Source organism: Alteromonas sp. G5_S2_22_S1 (assembly GCF_054968525.1).
Genome location: NZ_JBQKUJ010000004.1, coordinates 77,204 through 94,122 on the forward strand (window position 1 = coordinate 77,204; position 16,919 = coordinate 94,122).

At 45.1% G+C, this 16,919-nt stretch carries 13 protein-coding genes; 5 read left to right on the forward strand and 8 right to left on the reverse strand.

Features of this window, described 5'->3' with window-relative positions:
• Nucleotides 1–5 precede the first annotated feature (5 nt).
• From ACTRWF_RS06360 to ACTRWF_RS06375, 4 genes are read right to left on the reverse strand one after another with little or no spacing between them, the layout of a single operon-like run.
• Nucleotides 6–827 (reverse strand): enoyl-CoA hydratase-related protein, encoded by an 822-nt coding sequence (locus ACTRWF_RS06360; protein WP_462835253.1) that lies wholly within the window; start codon nucleotides 825–827, stop codon nucleotides 6–8.
• 27 nt (nucleotides 828–854) lie between these two features.
• The gene (locus tag ACTRWF_RS06365; protein ID WP_462835254.1) at nucleotides 855–2,468 is read right to left on the reverse strand and encodes a carboxyl transferase domain-containing protein; all 1,614 of its coding nucleotides are present in this window, start codon (nucleotides 2,466–2,468) and stop codon (nucleotides 855–857) included.
• A 3-nt stretch (nucleotides 2,469–2,471) separates the two neighbouring features.
• Entirely contained in the window at nucleotides 2,472–3,461 is a 990-nt protein-coding gene (locus ACTRWF_RS06370; RefSeq protein ID WP_214994682.1) for an NAD(P)H-dependent flavin oxidoreductase, read from the reverse strand.
• A 13-nt stretch (nucleotides 3,462–3,474) separates the two neighbouring features.
• Complete coding sequence (locus tag ACTRWF_RS06375) at nucleotides 3,475–4,629, reverse strand: acyl-CoA dehydrogenase family protein (RefSeq protein ID WP_462835255.1); 1,155 nt, start codon at nucleotides 4,627–4,629, stop codon at nucleotides 3,475–3,477.
• A gap of 136 nt (nucleotides 4,630–4,765) precedes the next feature.
• Between ACTRWF_RS06375 and ACTRWF_RS06380 the strand changes: the two genes are divergently transcribed.
• Nucleotides 4,766–5,746 carry a helix-turn-helix domain-containing protein gene (locus ACTRWF_RS06380; protein WP_151281246.1) on the forward strand — a complete coding sequence of 327 codons (981 nt, stop codon included), beginning with the start codon at nucleotides 4,766–4,768 and terminating at the stop codon, nucleotides 5,744–5,746.
• An 81-nt stretch (nucleotides 5,747–5,827) separates the two neighbouring features.
• Nucleotides 5,828–6,454: a hypothetical protein gene (locus tag ACTRWF_RS06385; protein ID WP_020745143.1), complete on the forward strand. Its 627-nt coding sequence runs from the start codon at nucleotides 5,828–5,830 to the stop codon at nucleotides 6,452–6,454.
• Between the two features lie 59 nt (nucleotides 6,455–6,513).
• Here the strand turns inward: ACTRWF_RS06385 and ACTRWF_RS06390 are convergent, their stop codons facing one another.
• Nucleotides 6,514–6,762, reverse strand: a complete 249-nt coding sequence (locus ACTRWF_RS06390; RefSeq protein ID WP_012516628.1) for a DUF2960 family protein — start codon at nucleotides 6,760–6,762, stop codon at nucleotides 6,514–6,516.
• A 376-nt stretch (nucleotides 6,763–7,138) separates the two neighbouring features.
• Here ACTRWF_RS06390 and ACTRWF_RS06395 point away from each other — a divergent pair, with 376 nt between their 5' ends.
• On the forward strand, nucleotides 7,139–8,098 hold the full coding sequence (locus ACTRWF_RS06395) for a restriction endonuclease (protein WP_462835256.1): 960 nt from the start codon (nucleotides 7,139–7,141) through the stop codon (nucleotides 8,096–8,098).
• Nucleotides 8,099–8,200: 102 nt separating this feature from the next.
• Here the strand turns inward: ACTRWF_RS06395 and ACTRWF_RS06400 are convergent, their stop codons facing one another.
• The 3 genes from ACTRWF_RS06400 to ACTRWF_RS06410 form a co-directional block, all read right to left on the reverse strand.
• Nucleotides 8,201–8,959: a restriction endonuclease gene (locus ACTRWF_RS06400; protein WP_020745145.1), complete on the reverse strand. Its 759-nt coding sequence runs from the start codon at nucleotides 8,957–8,959 to the stop codon at nucleotides 8,201–8,203.
• 89 nt (nucleotides 8,960–9,048) lie between these two features.
• Complete coding sequence (locus ACTRWF_RS06405; RefSeq protein WP_462835257.1) at nucleotides 9,049–12,345, reverse strand: DUF3427 domain-containing protein; 3,297 nt, start codon at nucleotides 12,343–12,345, stop codon at nucleotides 9,049–9,051.
• Complete coding sequence (locus tag ACTRWF_RS06410) at nucleotides 12,345–12,947, reverse strand: methyltransferase domain-containing protein (RefSeq protein WP_462835258.1); 603 nt, start codon at nucleotides 12,945–12,947, stop codon at nucleotides 12,345–12,347. Before ACTRWF_RS06410 ends, ACTRWF_RS06405 begins: the two co-directional genes overlap by 1 nt.
• Before the next feature lie 187 nt (nucleotides 12,948–13,134).
• Here ACTRWF_RS06410 and ACTRWF_RS06415 point away from each other — a divergent pair, with 187 nt between their 5' ends.
• Together ACTRWF_RS06415 and rbbA are read left to right on the forward strand one after the other, a co-directional pair.
• Complete coding sequence (locus ACTRWF_RS06415) at nucleotides 13,135–14,187, forward strand: HlyD family efflux transporter periplasmic adaptor subunit (RefSeq protein ID WP_462835259.1); 1,053 nt, start codon at nucleotides 13,135–13,137, stop codon at nucleotides 14,185–14,187.
• Complete coding sequence (gene rbbA, locus ACTRWF_RS06420) at nucleotides 14,187–16,919, forward strand: ribosome-associated ATPase/putative transporter RbbA (protein WP_462835260.1); 2,733 nt, start codon at nucleotides 14,187–14,189, stop codon at nucleotides 16,917–16,919. The genes ACTRWF_RS06415 and rbbA overlap by 1 nt, the downstream gene beginning before the upstream one ends.

Consider the following 16,919-nt stretch of genomic DNA (forward strand, 5'->3'; position numbering starts at 1 on the left):
TGTGGTTACTCGCACCAAGAAGGTTTGCGTTTTTGCATAAAGGCTTTGGTTCCCTCTATCCCTTCTTCAGAAGATAGTGACCTAACAAATGCAGCGGCGGCGTCATCAAGAATTTGCTCAAGCGGTGTGTTATTTAACCCTAACAGTAAGCGCTTAGTGTTCGAGTTCGCTTCAGGTGCACATTGCTTTAACTGTTTAATCGCGTTATTTATTTGAGCTTTGATGGAGTGAGCGGAACAAACGCGATGCACTAAACCCAAGTGCAGTGCTTGTTCGGCATTGAGCTTTTCACCCGTTAGCGCTAAACGCTTAGTGTGATCAATGCCTATACGGCCAGCCACAAATGGCGCTATTTGTGCAGGAATAACCCCCAATCCGGTTTCAGGCAGTGCAAAGAAGGCGCTATCGCTCGCAATAGTGATATCGGCAACGCAGGCCAAACCAAATCCACCGCCTAAAACAGCGCCTTCGACTGCCGCTATAACAGGTATTGGGGAATGCTTTACCTGCGTTATCATGCGGCCGAAACTGCGATTAAAATGCCAAATGGTTTCTTCTCGTTCAGACTCATTTAACGACGACAAATGCATGTCAGATATATCGCCACCAGAGCAAAAATTACCTTCACTTCCTACAATGACAACTGCTCGCAAGCTTTCAAGGTTTGCTCCAAAGGTAAAACACTGCATAACTTCTTCAACCAGCGCTAAGTTCATCGCATTTTTTTTATGGGGGCGGTTAAATTGTATGTGCAAGATGCTGTCTTCAAGTTGCACAGAAATCTCTTTAAAATCTACAGAATTTAGCTGGGTAATTTCGTGTTCCATTGCCGCTGCTCCTTAGTCGATATTGGTTTATAGCCGGCCAACGCCAAAGCTGGTGGGATGTAATTGCTTCGTTTTCGCGTGATCGCAAATAGCAAGAACAAATGCAACGATAGAACGGGTATCTCTTGGGTCGATAATGCCGTCATCCCACAGGCGAGCAGAGTTTGCCAGCGCGCGAGATTTCGCCTCCATTACGCTTACGGTATGCTGTTCCAATGCGGTGAGCTTGTCTGAGTCTATGTCGCCGCTTCGCTGCATTTTGGCGTGTGCAACGGTGCGCAGTACACTACCTGCCTGAGCAGGGCCCATTACCGCCACAACCGAACGCGGCCACGAAAACATGAAGTCGGGCTCTATGCCTCGACCAGCCATAGCGTAATTGCCTGCGCCAAACGACCCCGCCAATACAATGCTTATTTTGGGCACGGTGGCGTTAGTAACCGCTTGAATAAGCTTAGCGCCGTGCTTGATTATGCCCGCACGCTCAGACTCGGTGCCGACCAAAAAGCCGGTAGTATTGTGTAAAAACAGTAATGGGGTGCCCGCTTGCTCGCAAAGCTGAATAAACTGCGCTGCTTTAGCTGCCCCTTTTGCCGTAATGGGGGCGTTATTACCTATTACGCCACAAGCTCGCCCTTCAATGGCGATATAACCGCACACCGTACCCATATCAAATTCAGGCTTTACCTCAACGAAATTTGATTTGTCGGCGATACGGGCGATTACCTCGCGTATATCAAAGGGCGTTTTCGCATCTTTAGGCACAATGCCTAGCAGCTCGTCGGACGAATAAGCAGGTGCAGCGTTGCACGGTGGCTTTTCTTCACGGCTATCTTTGTTCCAGTTCAACATTTGTGTTACTTCACGTGCAATGCGAATGCTGTCAGCATCATTTTCTGCTAAAAAGTCAGCAACGCCCGACACCTCACTGTGCATTTCGGCACCGCCAATTTCCTCATCGGTAGCAATTTCGCCGGTAGCTGCCTTAAGCAAAGGGGGGCCTGCCAAATATACCGTTGATTGTTTGCGAATCATGATCACGTAGTCAGACAACCCTGGTTGGTATGCACCGCCCGCGGTTGCACTACCGTGCACCACGGTAATTTGAGGTATGCCAGCCGCCGACAAACGCGCCTGCATGGCAAATCCTGCTGCTGAAAATCCAAACCAGTCGCCTAGGGAAGTAAGGTCGCCTCCCCCGCTTTGCGATAGCGCGATAACCGGTAACTTCTGTTGAAGCGCTATATTATAAAGTCGCAGACGTTTTTTACTGCCAAGTTCGGTAATACTGCCGCCTTTGGTAAGGTAATCGTCAACCATTACCACGCAGCGGGTGTCTGCCACATAACCAATTCCTGCTATCACCCCGCCGCCTGCGGCACTGCCGTCTTTATCGCCTTCTTGCAAATAACCGCATAGGGTAGAAATAGGCAGAAATGGCTTATTGGGGTCAAGTAGTAAAGCTAGTCGGTTTCGCGGTGATAGCAGCCCTTTTTTTTCATAACGCGGCGCTTTTTCTTGGGCATTTTGAATAACGGTTTGCTCAATAGTGCGAAATTCGTTTACTGCCTCTTCCATCGTCGAATAGTTTTGATTAAATGACTCGCTTTTAACGTCAATATTTGAGTGAAATATGGCCATAGATCAGCGTCCTACTTGGGGAGTGTGAGAAGACGCGCTACTGAATGCTTGAAGTTGAGACGCGTTGTTGTATTCGCTGGCAAGCTGCTCGATAAGATGGGCGACTGGTACCACAGAGTGGATGCCGCTTACGCCATGTCCTGCGCTCCACATATCCTTCCACGCGTTGCTGCCGCCTAAATCTAAGTCAACATGTGCTTTTCCTTCAATTAGCGATAAATCTACGCCAGCGCGAGTAATTGATGGTTTTAAAAAGTGACACTTTACGCCGGTAAATGTGTCGGTAAACACCAAGTCGTTTAGGTCTGCGTCTACCAGCATAGTTTTATAATCCGGGTCGACTTCTGCCTCTGTAGTAGCAATAAAGCGCGTGCCCATGTAGCTGTAATTAGCACCTAGTACTTCTGCTGCTCTAACGCCATACCCATCGTTGATTGCTCCTGCTAATACTAGAGGGCCCTGCCAAAATTCTCTAACTTCTCGCACCAGTGCAAACGGGTTTACCTCACCAGCGTGCCCGCCAGCACCTGCAGCAACCAAAATTAACCCATCGGCACCAGCGTCAATGGCTTTTCGTGCATGAGCGACAGTAATTACATCGTGAAACACTATGCCGCCCCACTTATGTACAGCATCGACGATAGATTGCGGATTGCCCTGGCTGGTAATAACGAAGGGGACTTTATGCTTTTTCACTACCTCAAAATCGGCCTGAAGGCGTTTGTTTGATGCGTGAACCACCAGGTTCACAGCAAACGGTGCCACCTTTGCCGTCGGGTCTTTTTGCTTTTCATTTTTAAGCGCTTCAGTAATGGTTGTTAACCACTCATCTAGTGCCGTTTGCGTACGAGTGTTAAAAGCTGGAAAGCTACCAACAATGCCATTTTTACAAGCGTTAATGACTAAGTTAGGACTAGATACTAAAAACATGGGGGCGCAAATAATTGGTAAGCGCATATTTTTATCAAGTAAATCGTGAACAGGTTTTTTCATATTGAGCACAGCGCTATCTACGTTTCGGGAAAATATCCATATACTTGGCAATAATGCCCAGCATCATTTCATCGCTACCGCCTGCTATCGACAATATGCGTGTATCGCGATACGCACGAGCCGCGGGGTTATCCCACATAAAGCCCATACCGCCCCAGTATTGAAGACAGCCATCACTTACCTGCCGCCATAATCGACCACTTTTAAGTTTTGCAATAGACGCTAAATAAGTCGCATCTTTTCCTTCAATATGGTCCTGACAGGCCTGCCATGTTAATGCGCGCAACGCTTCAATTTCACTTTGCAGTTCGGCTAGTTTGAAGTGAACAGTTTGGTTGTTAATGACTGGCTGACCAAAGGTTTGACGGTCTTTAGCCCAGGCAATGGTGTCGTTAATAATGCGCTCCATGCCTTTTAAAGCACTTGCCGCAGCATACATACGCTCTTCCTGAAACTGCATCATTTGCATAGTGAAGCCTTTATTTTCCTCACCAATTAAAAAGCGCTTAGGTACCCGGACGTTATCGAAAAAAATCTGACCCGTGTCGCTGGCGCGCATGCCTAGCTTGTTCAAGGGTTTAGAAATTGTGATACCCGGCGTGTTAAGAGGCACAACAATAAGTGACTTATTGGCATGTACTTGCCCGTCGCTGGTGTTTGCTAACAAGCAGATCCAGTCGGCTTGCGTGGCGTTTGTTATCCACATTTTGGTGCCGTTGATAACGTAGTCATCGCCATCTGAGCGGGCAGAGGTTTTCAGGCCTGCCACATCAGACCCTGCGCCCGGCTCGCTTACCCCAATGCAGGTAACCATATCGCCTGCAATAGCCGGTGCTAAAAATTCGCGCTTAAGCTCATCGCTGCCAAAACGGGCTAGGGCAGGGGTAGCCATATCGGTTTGCACCCCAATGGCCATAGGGATAGACCCGCCATAAGCGCGACCTATTTCTTCTGCAAACACAAGATTGTAGCTATAATCTAAACTCGAGCCGCCATATGGTTCAGGTTTTTGAATACCTAACAGCCCTAAGTTGCCCATTTTTTTAAATAAAGTATGAAGCGGGGCAATGCCTTCGTGTTCCCATTCGTCAATAAACGGGTCCATTTCTTGGTTTACAAAATCGTGGACCGTTTTTCTAAGTGCATCGTGCTCTTCAGTAAATTGCATATTTAATCTCTACAAAATTGTGACCTTCCTCATAGTAATTTTGCGAAAATAATGTTAACAGTGTGACTTAGGACATTTAATTGGCCAATCGGGCCAAAGTGGCGAGATCAGAATGGAGCGCTGCAAAGAGGAAAACATGCTTAAACACGTAACCTTATACGCCAGCGAAAACACCATGGGCCTAAGTATGGGGCTTACTCACGATGTGCTTAAGTTTGCATCTGACTTGCAACTCAAGTTATTGGGTAGTCCTATAGCTGTTAAGTTGGTAACCATTGACGGCCTACCCACCACTACGTTTAGCGGATTGGCGATAACACCAGATAGTGCGCTAGCCGAAATAGATGAGACCGACTTAGTAATTTTGCACAGTGTGTGGGGTGATATTGCGCCTTTGCTAACGCAGCAAGCGGCGCTATACCCTAAGTTGCAACAGTGGCACAGCAGAGGCATTCCAATAATGGCCGCTGCCACAGGCGCCTTCTTTTTAGCGCAGGCAGGACTATTAAACGACAGAATGGGCACTACGCACTGGCACAAGCAAGCCCACTTTGCTAGGGCGTTCCCCAAAGTAAACTTAATGGCAGACCGGTTTATTACTGCCACTGGTGAGCTGTATTGCTCGGCAGGGCTAAATGCGGCATTAGAAATCATTGTTTTTTTAATATCGCGGTTAAGTTGCAAGGCGGTAGGCGAGGCAATAGAGCAGGCATTTCTTGTCGACTTTCGGCGCGGTGTAACGTTAGAAACTACGTCGCTTAACCATCAAACCTACCATCAAGATGATAACATTCTAAATATTCAGCAATGGCTGGAAATACACTTTGCTGAAAAAGTCACGATTGGTGAAATGGCAGCGCGCATCAATATGACAGAGCGTACGTTTAAGCGCAGGTTTAAAGAAGCCACAGGTGAAACCCCGTTAGGCTATATTCAGCAGCTAAGAATAGAGCAGGGGAAAGAACTCTTAAAGCACAGTGATAAAAGCGCAGAAGAAATAGCATGGGCCGTAGGGTATCAAGATCCAGGGCATTTCAACCGGCTATTTAAACGTACTTTTGGAATGAATATCTCACGTTGGCGCGATATCTATCAGCATACAATAAGCAGAAAATAACGAGCAATGTGCGAGTGGAGTAGATTAATATGCTAACTGCGTTATGTTATTGTAAACGCAAAATTCCTCATAAGTACTACCTTGACGTTGCGTTACACAAAATTCTACCAGCCCTTAAGGGCAGTTAACTCAGCACACTTTAGTCGGTGTATCTACTGCGGCTGCGAAGCGGCCCGGCAAGATTTTATCCCACCCATAACATTCATTCACGACTGGCAAAGCGGCCACTTACAGGCCGACTTCATTTCCGTGCCTTCATGCAACGAATGCTTCGACCTGCTAAAGAACGAAAACAACGGCACCCTAGAACCCAGAATAACCGTGCTAAAAAAGCGATTGGCAGAAAAATACAAAAAGGCCATTCGGGTATATAACCACTGGAGCATGGAAGAAATTGAAGAAATGGATGCGGCATTTCAAATAAGCTTAAAAGGCGGTATGCGTTTAGGCAAAGAAACCCTGTCACGGCTTAAATTTGCTGGGTTCGACTACGAAATAAACGGCAGCACAACGCGGGTGGCAAAACCCCAGCACCAGGTGTTTAACGTATTCGATGAAGAATTTAGCAGCTTTAGAGAAGCGCTAGCCTTTGCCAGCGCCACCTACCAAATAAAGAAAAGCCGGCTAAGCCAGCTTTATTTCGACAATGACGAAAGCTTTGATAGGGCGATTGAGGTTTTTCATGGGTTGGTTGAGGGTAGGCCATGAAAATTTAATTGATGGTTTTGCGCGCCGGAGTCAGAGGTTCGAACCCTATCGGCGCACCATTATTCTTGACCGTTTTTTAAGAAGTACAATTCAGAAAACCCCATTTTTACAAATTCGGTATCTCTGAAGTTTCTTACGGTTTTTTTGTCTTTACTGATAGCGGCAAGTTGCTGTTCAGTTTGCAGGAACTGGGAAAGGTCTATTCCCTCAGCATCGGCCACGGCTTCATGCATATTTTGATGGCGGCTGTAAGAAAAATTTATCTCTTTTGCCACACCTTTAAACTTATAACGTACTTTATGGGCCATGTTCTACTCACGTTGGTCGATGTAATTCAAAAACTGTTTAACCGCTATTATAAACTCAATTAGCGCCAATAATTACCGTATTAAAAAAAGCGGGCGACAAAACCACAGCGCGAGGTGTTCGAAGAAGAATTTAGTCGCTTTAAAGATGCGCTGGCCTTTGCCTGCGCTACTTACAAAATAAAGAATAGTCGACTAAGCCAGCTTTATTTTGATAATGATTAAAGCTTTGATAGGGCGATTGGGGCTTTTCATGGTTTGATCAATAAAGGATAAATACTTTAGATTGCTATGATGTTTTAAACTAAACATCAATATTACTTACCTAAAATACGAGGGATGTATGGGGCCTGATTTCGAAAATAGTAAAGTACTCCTAATGAGGGGACCTGTTGAATTGATCAGCGAGGGATATGCTGGAATTGGGTGGGGACAATTTCAGCTTTGCAATTTTACCACTGCTGATGAGTTATATAAGCATCTTGAAAGCACACAACAAAGTGTGGGGCGTAGCGGTAATCAACTGCGTCGATTCATTGAAGTTAAGCAGGGCGATATCATTGTGGTGCCAGCGCCTGCCCGTATATACATAGGAATCGCTACTGGCAAGAAACAATTCTGCGCAGACAAACCGTGGGGCGAAAACCAAATAAAAGTAGATTTTCCCTGCGATGCTGAAAACGAGCCAATTTCTATCGCACGTACAGACTTGAAACAAGGTTTACAGTCTAGGCTGCGTATACGTTTGACCGTCGCTGACTTAGACTACTTCAAAGATGAAATAATAGAGCGTTACAACGACATTAAAAACAATGTGAGCAGCGGTGCCTTATCAAAAATTAATAAGCAGAGCGGTGAAGTATTAGAGCAATTTAAGGCAAAACTGTTAGATAACCTTCGAAATAGAAATCATTACTTGGAAGCTGGTGGGCAAGGGTTAGAACACCTTGTGAAAGAACTGCTCGAACTTGAGGGTTACACAGCCGTTATACCTAGTAAACAAAGTCACGAGGTTGGCGTTGATGTTGATATCGAGGCACAGTCACGTAACCCATTCATTACGCAAGATCTACTGATTCAAGTGAAAGATCACGTAGGCTATACGGATAAGCATGCCATCGAGCAGATAGGGAAAGCTAAGAAAGAAGATGACTGCTATAGATGGGTAGTATCTTTGGCTGATTTTAGTAAGGATGCAAAAGACTGCGCTGTTAAATTTAACGTTAAGCTGATGAGCGGAACTGAATTTGTCGACTGGCTAGCCGAGCGCTGGCAAGATTTATCCCCAACAACCCAGCAAAAGCTTGGTATCGCTTCAGTGCCGCAGCTTGTTTTTTAAATGACGTAATTGATTGATGTAAAGAGCCCCAGCCTCTAACAATACAAAACTCTATACAGCGAGGTGTTTTGCACTCCGGAGGCAAAGGTTGCGTGTTCGGGTTTACTCTGTGTAACGGCATTTAGGGAAACTAGCACATCCTAGGAACGTTTTGCCCGAGTTTACGCCCCGCTTTGCAACTCTCTCAATCAAGTTGCTTCCGCAACGAGGGCAAAAAGCTTGTTTCTCTTCGGGTATGGCAACAGGCGATTGAACATCTCGAATTAATGCTGAAAGTTCATTTCCACCTATAAGAAATATAGGCTTGCCGGCTGCAAAACTATACGCTTCCTGAGTAAATTTCCCCGAACAAATGATATTGATTTGATTAGCATTGCTGGCAGCAAGTACACCATACATTTCACGAACAACATTTACGCCTACTTTCTGAGCTTTCCATTGCTTGCATTGAACAAGTGAGATATTTCCGTTCTTTCTTAGCTCTAAGTCGATACCGCCGTCTGGTCCGAATCCACCTTCAGTAACCTGGTACCCAAGTCTTCTGTAAGCTTCTGCAACAAGCTCTTCAAAATTTCTCCAGTGAAGTTGTCGAATTGAGTTTAAGTTAGTTTGCTGGTCTAACAATTCTACTTTTCTGCGGGTGTTTAGAAACGCCAGAGGCGCTAAAAGTAGGAATACAATACTGAAAAAGGGAGCAGGCACTGCTATTGCATTTAAAACAATATTTAAAAACTGATTATTAGTTTCTATAGATGGGATGATAAGTCCCATTACAATATAAACGACTGCAGCGGTTACAACAGATACCCACCATGGAGCTTGTAAAAGAAACTCTGAAATAGAATGGCTTTTTCGGGGCATAATCAAACATCCTTGTTCTGGTGTACTACTGTAGGTTAATACCAGCTAACCTTTCATAGGGTATTTAAATTCAGCAGTAGGTATTAACCTTAGTCATTTAATAATTTCCAAGTCACATTCATCGGGGTTTCACTCTCATGTTTAACGTATTGCACTTCGCCATAGAACATAAAAGGTGAGGCCGTTTTCCCTCTCAATCTACTCTCTCGAACGAAAAGGTAAACGCGACTGCCCAATTTCTGGTGCTCAATTATTTCTCTTCCACGCCTGTTACTTGGTGAAGTGCTATTTTGCGACTGCCAATGAAAATGTTTATCGTCAATAAAGTAATCATGGTATTGATGTTCGCTGCCTTTTCCTTGTTTATTTAGAGTAACTAACAAAATCTGAACATTTTTCTCTTTAAGGACTACGTGACCGGATTGCCAGTTTCCAGGATTAAACTCTTCGTTGAAAAGCGGTGGGATTTCTTCACGCATTAGCTCTTGCCCAACAAAAAGCTCTAACGGGTCTACTTTTCCCTTTAAGCGTGCAAACGTCACCATTTCTTCACTTGCTATGATATCGCCATAGTCTGGGTTGGCAGCCCTTAAGGTATAAGAACCATCCGGGTTTTTAAGTACCTTTCTTAGCAAGTACTGATTATCGCCCGTTTCATCCTGCCTCTCGATAGCAACAGTTGTGTTGCTAATACTGCCAGCATTATTCGGTGTGATTTGCTCTAAGAGCAAGTAGTCACCATCATAAATAGGGTTCTTACCACCGTTCATCGAGTTACCAGATGCGCGAGCAATGAAGTGGCGCGAATTATCTATATTCCCATAGCCGTATGGTGCATTTACAAGTTCAGACGCCTCCGCATTACCCGTTTTGAAATGTCCGCAAGCTATTTTAATGTCAGGGAAAAAGGGAAGCTGCACTTTTTCAGGAAACTGGACAACATTATTTGTAGAGGGAGTAGTTATAGACAGCCTTTTATGTTTGTAACTAGCAAGGCGCTGTTTATTAATCTCAACGGTCATTGCTAAAAATAAATCATGTTGAACTGCTGAAATACTTTGTTTGAAATGAAATTGCTGATTACTAATGTCAAACCAAGCAACCTTTGATTCAGGCTCTTCAGTACACCAAAACTTAATCGGATTACTACGCCAATGGGCTCGCCATTCCGATTTACTTAGCGACTCTAGTCGCTGTTTGCTTTCTGGCAAATCAGAAATCCACTCTGGATTATCTAAAAACCACTGTCGGGCCCACTCTGCTAAATCATCAACGCTTACCTGAGATTGAAATGCTTTATGTTCAATCAGCGAGGCAAGTAACACCAGCTTGTAGCACTTCGAAGTACGAGTAACAGCTAGGTCTTTAAACCACTGTAGGTGCTCTTCAAGCACTTCCAGTTCGTCAGCGTCAAGGTCGCCCTTGCTGTCAACAAACTCCCACCACGATCCTCTATTTCGTCTTAGTTTTTCCAAGCTAGCGCCCGATTTATAAAACTCAGTGTACGTAGGCCTTCTGCCTAGCGTTTCTTTCAACCTGTCATATTGAATATCGAGCTCGTCTTGAGAAATGCTTGTAAGGAAATCGATAAACTCTAAGTCGAAGTTAACATAACACCCGTCTGGAAGAAGTTTGTTTGCATTTTTGGCAAGGTCGACTATTTTTCTGCGGTTTTGCGGTCCATCTATAATGCTAGCAAACAACATTTCGGGGCGGTTTAAAAAGCTATGATGATTACCCACAAAATCTAAAATAATTAGCCTGTCCTTTCCTTCGCTTTTACGAAGACCGCGGCCCATCTGTTGTAAAAAAAGGATTTTTGATTCAGTAGGTCTAAGCATTAATACGGTATCGATCTTCGGTAAATCAACGCCTTCGTTGAATAGGTCTACCGAAAATAAAATTTTGATATCGCCGTTGTTGAGCTTCTCTAATGCCTCACTACGCGTAAGTGACGAGTCTGAGTGAACGCTGGCAGCTTCGATTCCTTGTTGATTGAAGTAATCTGCCATGTAGTCAGCGTGTTTCCGTGACACGCAAAACGCCAGTGATACGTCCTGCGACTTTACTTTCCACTCAGAAAGCACATGTTTTGCACGACCTTTAGTCGCTAATTTGTTGGATAGTTTTTCTGGGTCGAACTTACCATTGCGCCAGGGTAGGTGTTCGTAATCTACTTCCTTGTCGAATATTCCGAAGTAAGTAAAAGGGCACAACGCCTCTGCTTTTACGCCGTCAAACAAGTCTTGTTGATAAATAAGATTGTTGTCGCATAGCTTAAGGATATCGCTCCCGTCAGTTCTGTGAGGTGTTGCGGTTAATCCTAATAAAAATGAAGGGCTAAAATGTTCCAGTAAACGTTGATAACCACCCGCTGCAGCGTGATGAAACTCGTCTACAACAATATAATCGAAAGCAGTAACAGGAAACTTAGCTAGATGAGTGAGCTGTCCGATGGTTTGGATAGAGGCAAACAAAAAGTCATACTCTTCATCCTTCTGTTTTCCGCTGTATCTGCCTACCTTTTTGTTCGGGTGTATTTTAAGAAAGCTAGCCTCAGCTTGAAGTAAGATCTCTTCTCGATGTGCTACAAAAAGTACTTTTTTAGATTCAGCCTGCGCAGCGTCAAAGGCTGCTAGGTAGGTTTTACCCATACCGGTGGCTAGTACAACTAAACCTTTCTGAATTCCTTCTTCTCGAGCCAGTTTGAGTGCCGCTAATGCAGTTACTTGGTGCTCTCTTGGCTCCGGAATTTCATGCTCGTCTTCATCTGGTAATGATGCGGAAGACTGAATTGGCGTAACGACTCTCGCTGTGTTGTATCTAATTTCATAGTCAGCTATTAAGTCGTAAGTTAATGGCTTAACTTGGGGTAATGTGAAGAGATAGTGGTACTGCTCTCGAATTTCTTCAATTCGGGCTATGCCTTCTTTGTCGTTATCATTTGGGTAATCAATTCGATAGTTCCATTCTATACCGTCGGTAAGGGCAGTTTTACTGATGTTACTAGAGCCAACGAACGCTCTGGCTGAAATTAGCGCTTCGCCACTATTTTTGACAAAAATGTATGACTTTAAATGAAAGCTGGTGGCCTGCTTGCTTTCAAAGATTTGGATGTCAGCGCCTCGCTCCTTAAGCAACATCAAACGCTTTAAGGCTTGTGGTTCAGTTATGTTCATATAGTCTGAAGTCAGCAATGACAACTTCACATCGCGTTCTTCTGAATTCATCGCATCTTCAATGTCTTGAATGATAAGGCTTAGCCCTGACATACGAATAAACGAAACTGCTATTTCTATACTCGTCGCGTTTTTTAGGGCATCGCGAATTTCATGTAGAAGGTATTGCTGGTTTCTACCGGTAACCAAATAATTTGTAGCAGTCATTATCTCTTCACCACTTCAACCGTAACCCACTTCACATCATCTCGCTTTAAACCATCCTGACTCGGAACAGGGTTTAAGTTGCGTGCAGTTAGGCCGATGCTTTTCGCCAAAGTCGCTAACTCTTCATAGCTTACAGGGTGCATGGGCCGTGCTTCATCATTTGGACCGAACCGAAGGCTTATGTATAGTGTTCCATTTTCTGAAAGCAATTCTGCTAACCTTTTTAACGTGGGTGGCCTTTCATATTTAGGCAAGTGCATCCATACCGCTGAAAGCAGTATTAGGTCGTATGTGTTTGGTTTTTGGGGTAGGGCGGTAAGCGCGGGTAAGCTGGCGTTACACCATGTAACACTGTTATGTGAATTGGCTTGTGCTAAGTTTCTTAGCTCATCGGCAGGCTCTGCAGCTATTACTTTCCATCCTTGTTTGGCTAACCAGTTGGCGTCGCGGCCACTGCCAGCGCCTACGTCTAACGCATTGCCTGTATTGGCTTTTTGTAAAAATGCTTTCCAATCGCCATGTACATTTTCGGCGTCTACCGAATTGTACAAATCGAAGTAGTGCTGTGCTTTTTCGCTGTAGTGTTCAATTGTTTTTGTCACTATGAACAGAGTCCCTTCATTGTTTAATCTAATTTACCGCATGCCCAAAAACTCGGCTAGTCGCTCAACCTACCAAAATTTTGATCCAGCGCAAAGATTAAAGTACACCACCCAGTATACATTAGCTATTAACCTTGGCGCTTTCGCCACTTTTCACCTTTATTGATAAACCACAGGGAGCGTCACTGTGAAAAAAACGCCGTTTATTCTATCCATTATGTTCGTTGTGTTTTTAATTGTGGTTTTTAGTACTGTTTTCAGTGGCCCTGAAAATGTCGATGTGGTGTCAGGGAATGGCCGCATTGAAGCTACTGAAATTGGCATTTCTGCAAAAGTAGCAGGGCGTGTAGAAGAAATTTATGTCAGCGAAGGAGACAGAGTAACGGCGGGCGATGTGGTCGCCAAACTCGATACCACCACCATTAATAGCCAGCTTCAGCAGGCCAAGGCACAGCACCAGCAAGCCAAAAGTGCGGTAGAAGCTGCAAATATGGCTGTTGCACAGCGCCAAAGTGAAAAGTCAGCGCTTGAAGCCGCGCTGCTGCAAACTAAAGCCGAGCTAAAAGCAGCTGAAGCTCATGCTGCCCGTACTAATGAATTGGCAAAAACAGGCGCCGTGTCTAAACAATTGGCAGAAGATAACCTTACCAATGTTGAAAGCGCAAAGGCGGCGGTAAATGCAGCTAAGGCTCGTTTGACAGCGGCTGACGCCACCATTGAAGCTTCGCGCGCGCAATACTACTCGGCACAAGCAGCGGTCAGCGCTGCCAATGCCACTATTGCGCAAATCCAATCTGAAATTAACGATATGGTGTTAAAAGCAGCACGTAATGGGCGTATTCAATACCGCGTAGTGGAGCCTGGCGAAGTTGTTAGTGCAGGTGGGCGTGTACTTAGTTTGGTCGACCTAACAAACGTATACATGACATTCTTTTTGCCTGCTTCGCAGGTGGGCAAGCTTACTATGGGCGGTGAAGCACTTATTGTGCTAGATGCCGCGCCCGACATCGCTATTCCGGCCACCATTTCTTACGTTGCCGACGTAGCGCAATTTACTCCTAAGTCGGTTGAAACCCAAAGTGAGCGAGAAAAACTTATGTTTAGGGTTAAAGCGCAAATTCCTGAAAACTTATTAAAGCAGCACATTGAAAAAGTGAAAACAGGGTTGCCGGGTGAAGTATGGGTAAAGCTAAACGATACCGCTGAATGGCCTAGCGACCTACCTGAGCTTGTCGACTAATGGGCAACATTATTGAATGCAATTCGCTAACGGTTCGCTACAAAAGCACCACAGCTATTCACAATCTTGCGCTTTCTATTCCCGCGGGCCTAACGGTAGGCGTAATTGGCCCTGATGGCGTGGGCAAATCTACGTTGCTGTCGCTTATTGCTGGTGAGCGAGTTATGCAAAAGGGGCAGTTGCAGGTTCTTGGTGGCGATATGCGTGATGAAAAACACCGCACCGCGATATGTTCTGATATTGCATACATGCCACAAGGCTTAGGCAAAAACTTATATCCCACGCTGTCTGTAGAAGAAAACTTACAGTTTTTTGCCAAACTTTTTGGGCACAATCGTGCTCAGCGTCGTGCACGAATAGATATCCTTACCAAACGAACCGGACTTTATCCATTTTTATCGCGCCCAGCCGGCAAGTTGTCGGGTGGTATGAAGCAAAAACTGGGGTTATGCTGTGCCTTAATACACGATCCCCGCCTGCTTATTCTAGACGAACCCACTACAGGGGTAGACCCCCTTGCCCGCAGTCAATTTTGGTCGCTTATTAAAGATATCCGCAAAGCCCAGCCGAATATTACGGTACTGGTAGCTACGGCCTATATGGATGAAGCCCAACAGTTTGATCATCTAATAGCGTTAAATGCAGGTGAAATACTGGCAAGCGGCTCGCCAGCGTCATTGCTTGAAGAAACGCAAACCACTAATTTAGAAGCTGCATTTATTGCGCTTTTGCCCGCAGACGCAAAGCAGCAGCATCGCAACGTAGTTGTGCAGCCTTATAAAGCTAGTGAGCATACCCAAACCGCTATTGAAGCTAAAAATCTTACTATGAAGTTTGGCGATTTTACGGCAGTAAATAACGTTAGCTTTACTATTGGGAAAGGCGAAATTTTTGGCTTTCTAGGGTCGAATGGCTGTGGTAAGTCTACCACCATGAAAATGCTTACTGGCCTGTTGCCGCAAACCTCTGGCGAGGCATGGTTGCTGGGCAGCCCGCTTGCTGCTAACGATATTAACACCCGCTACCGCGTAGGTTATATGTCGCAAAGCTTTTCTTTGTATACCGAATTAACCGTTCGGCAAAACCTTACGCTTCATGCCAAGCTATTCAAAGTAGCTAGCAAGATACTAGATTCGCGGGTAGATGAAATGCTTAATCGCTTTGCCTTAAGCCATCATCAACACAGCCTACCAAACGACCTTCCGCTAGGTATTCGCCAGCGTTTGTCATTGGCCGTGGCCATGGTTCATAAACCTGAAGTATTAATATTAGATGAACCCACTTCTGGCGTCGATCCAGTTGCCCGAGATAACTTTTGGCAGTTGCTTATTTCTCTGGCGCGAAAAGACGGCGTAACCATTTTTATTTCTACACACTTTATGAACGAGGCAGTACGCTGCGATAGAATTTCCCTAATGCATGCAGGCGAAGTGCTGGTAACCGATACACCGCAAGCCATAAAAGCGTCTAAATCTGCCGATACGTTAGAGCAAGCGTTTATCGATTATTTAGTTGAAGCGCAAACACCTGAGAACCAAACACAAAACACTGAGCAAAGTGCACCAGAAGGTGTTAGCGCAGATAAAGCCACGCCACCGAATAAACGTGCAAAAGGCTTACGGCGATTGTTAAGCTATGCCTCGCGTGAAACCCTTGAGCTTATCCGCGACCCCATTCGCTTAACCATGTCGTTCTTAGGCAGCATGGTGTTAATGGTAGTTATTGGCTATGGCATTACTATGGACGTTGATGACTTAAGCTATGCGGTATTCGATCGCGATCAAACTTCCACTAGTCTTAACTATCGCAGTGCTTTATCAGGCTCGCGCTATTTCAATGAACAGCCAGTCATTACCAGCTATGCCGATATGGACCGGCGAATGAAAAGCGGAGAGCTTTCATTGGCTGTGGAAATTCCCCCCGAATTTAGCCAAAAACTGCATAAAGGCGAACAAGTGGAAATAGGGGCATGGATTGATGGGTCTATGCCCTCAAGGGCCGAAACTATACAGGGTTATGTAACAGGTATTCACCTGAAATGGCTTTTGCAGCAAGCCTCACAAGCTAGCCAAGTGCAGTCGACTAGCAGTATTAATGTGGAATCACGCTATTTGTATAACCCAGATGTTCGCAGCTTAGTGGCCATTGTACCTGCGGTAATGCCCATGCTGTTGTTGATGATACCTGCGCTTTTAACGTCGTTGGCGGTGGTGCGCGAAAAAGAGCTGGGTTCGATAATCAACTTATATGTTACACCAGTTACACGCATAGAGTTTTTGTTGGGTAAGCAACTTCCTTATATCGCTACCTCATTTGTTAGCTTCTTGCTGTTGGTTGCTATGGCGGTGTGGCTTTTCGACATTCCACTGAAAGGGGATGTGATAGTGCTATGCCTTATAACGCTGTTATTTGTTACTTTTTCCACTAGCTTTGGTTTGTTGGCTTCGGTTTTTACTAACAGTCAAATTGCCGCTATTTTGCTTACCACTATTGGCACTATGGTACCTGCCGTTCAGTTTGCGGGCATGATAACGCCGGTTTCTGCCTTAGAAGGGGCAGGGCGCGTAATAGGAGAGCTTCACCCTATTAGTTATTTTTTAACTGCTAGCAGGGGAATATTTAGCAAAGGGTTAGGTTTTGGAACCCTTGACTTTGCCGTGTTTGCCATAGCTATTTCTATACCAATTACACTGTGGCTTGCCACTGTTTTGTTACGCAAACAGGAGCGATGA

What these genes read in the sequence shown, in the direction of transcription:
- ACTRWF_RS06360 (WP_462835253.1), bottom strand. Translation starts at nt 827, where the DNA reads ATGGAACACGAAATTACCCAGCTAAATTCTGTAGATTTTAAAGAGATT.
- rbbA (WP_462835260.1), top strand. Translation starts at nt 14,187, where the DNA reads ATGGGCAACATTATTGAATGCAATTCGCTAACGGTTCGCTACAAAAGC.
- ACTRWF_RS06370 (WP_214994682.1), bottom strand. Translation starts at nt 3,461, where the DNA reads ATGAAAAAACCTGTTCACGATTTACTTGATAAAAATATGCGCTTACCA.
- ACTRWF_RS06375 (WP_462835255.1), bottom strand. Translation starts at nt 4,629, where the DNA reads ATGCAATTTACTGAAGAGCACGATGCACTTAGAAAAACGGTCCACGAT.
- ACTRWF_RS06365 (WP_462835254.1), bottom strand. Translation starts at nt 2,468, where the DNA reads ATGGCCATATTTCACTCAAATATTGACGTTAAAAGCGAGTCATTTAAT.
- ACTRWF_RS06390 (WP_012516628.1), bottom strand. Translation starts at nt 6,762, where the DNA reads ATGGCCCATAAAGTACGTTATAAGTTTAAAGGTGTGGCAAAAGAGATA.
- ACTRWF_RS06395 (WP_462835256.1), top strand. Translation starts at nt 7,139, where the DNA reads ATGAGGGGACCTGTTGAATTGATCAGCGAGGGATATGCTGGAATTGGG.
- ACTRWF_RS06405 (WP_462835257.1), bottom strand. Translation starts at nt 12,345, where the DNA reads ATGACTGCTACAAATTATTTGGTTACCGGTAGAAACCAGCAATACCTT.
- ACTRWF_RS06400 (WP_020745145.1), bottom strand. Translation starts at nt 8,959, where the DNA reads ATGCCCCGAAAAAGCCATTCTATTTCAGAGTTTCTTTTACAAGCTCCA.
- ACTRWF_RS06380 (WP_151281246.1), top strand. Translation starts at nt 4,766, where the DNA reads ATGCTTAAACACGTAACCTTATACGCCAGCGAAAACACCATGGGCCTA.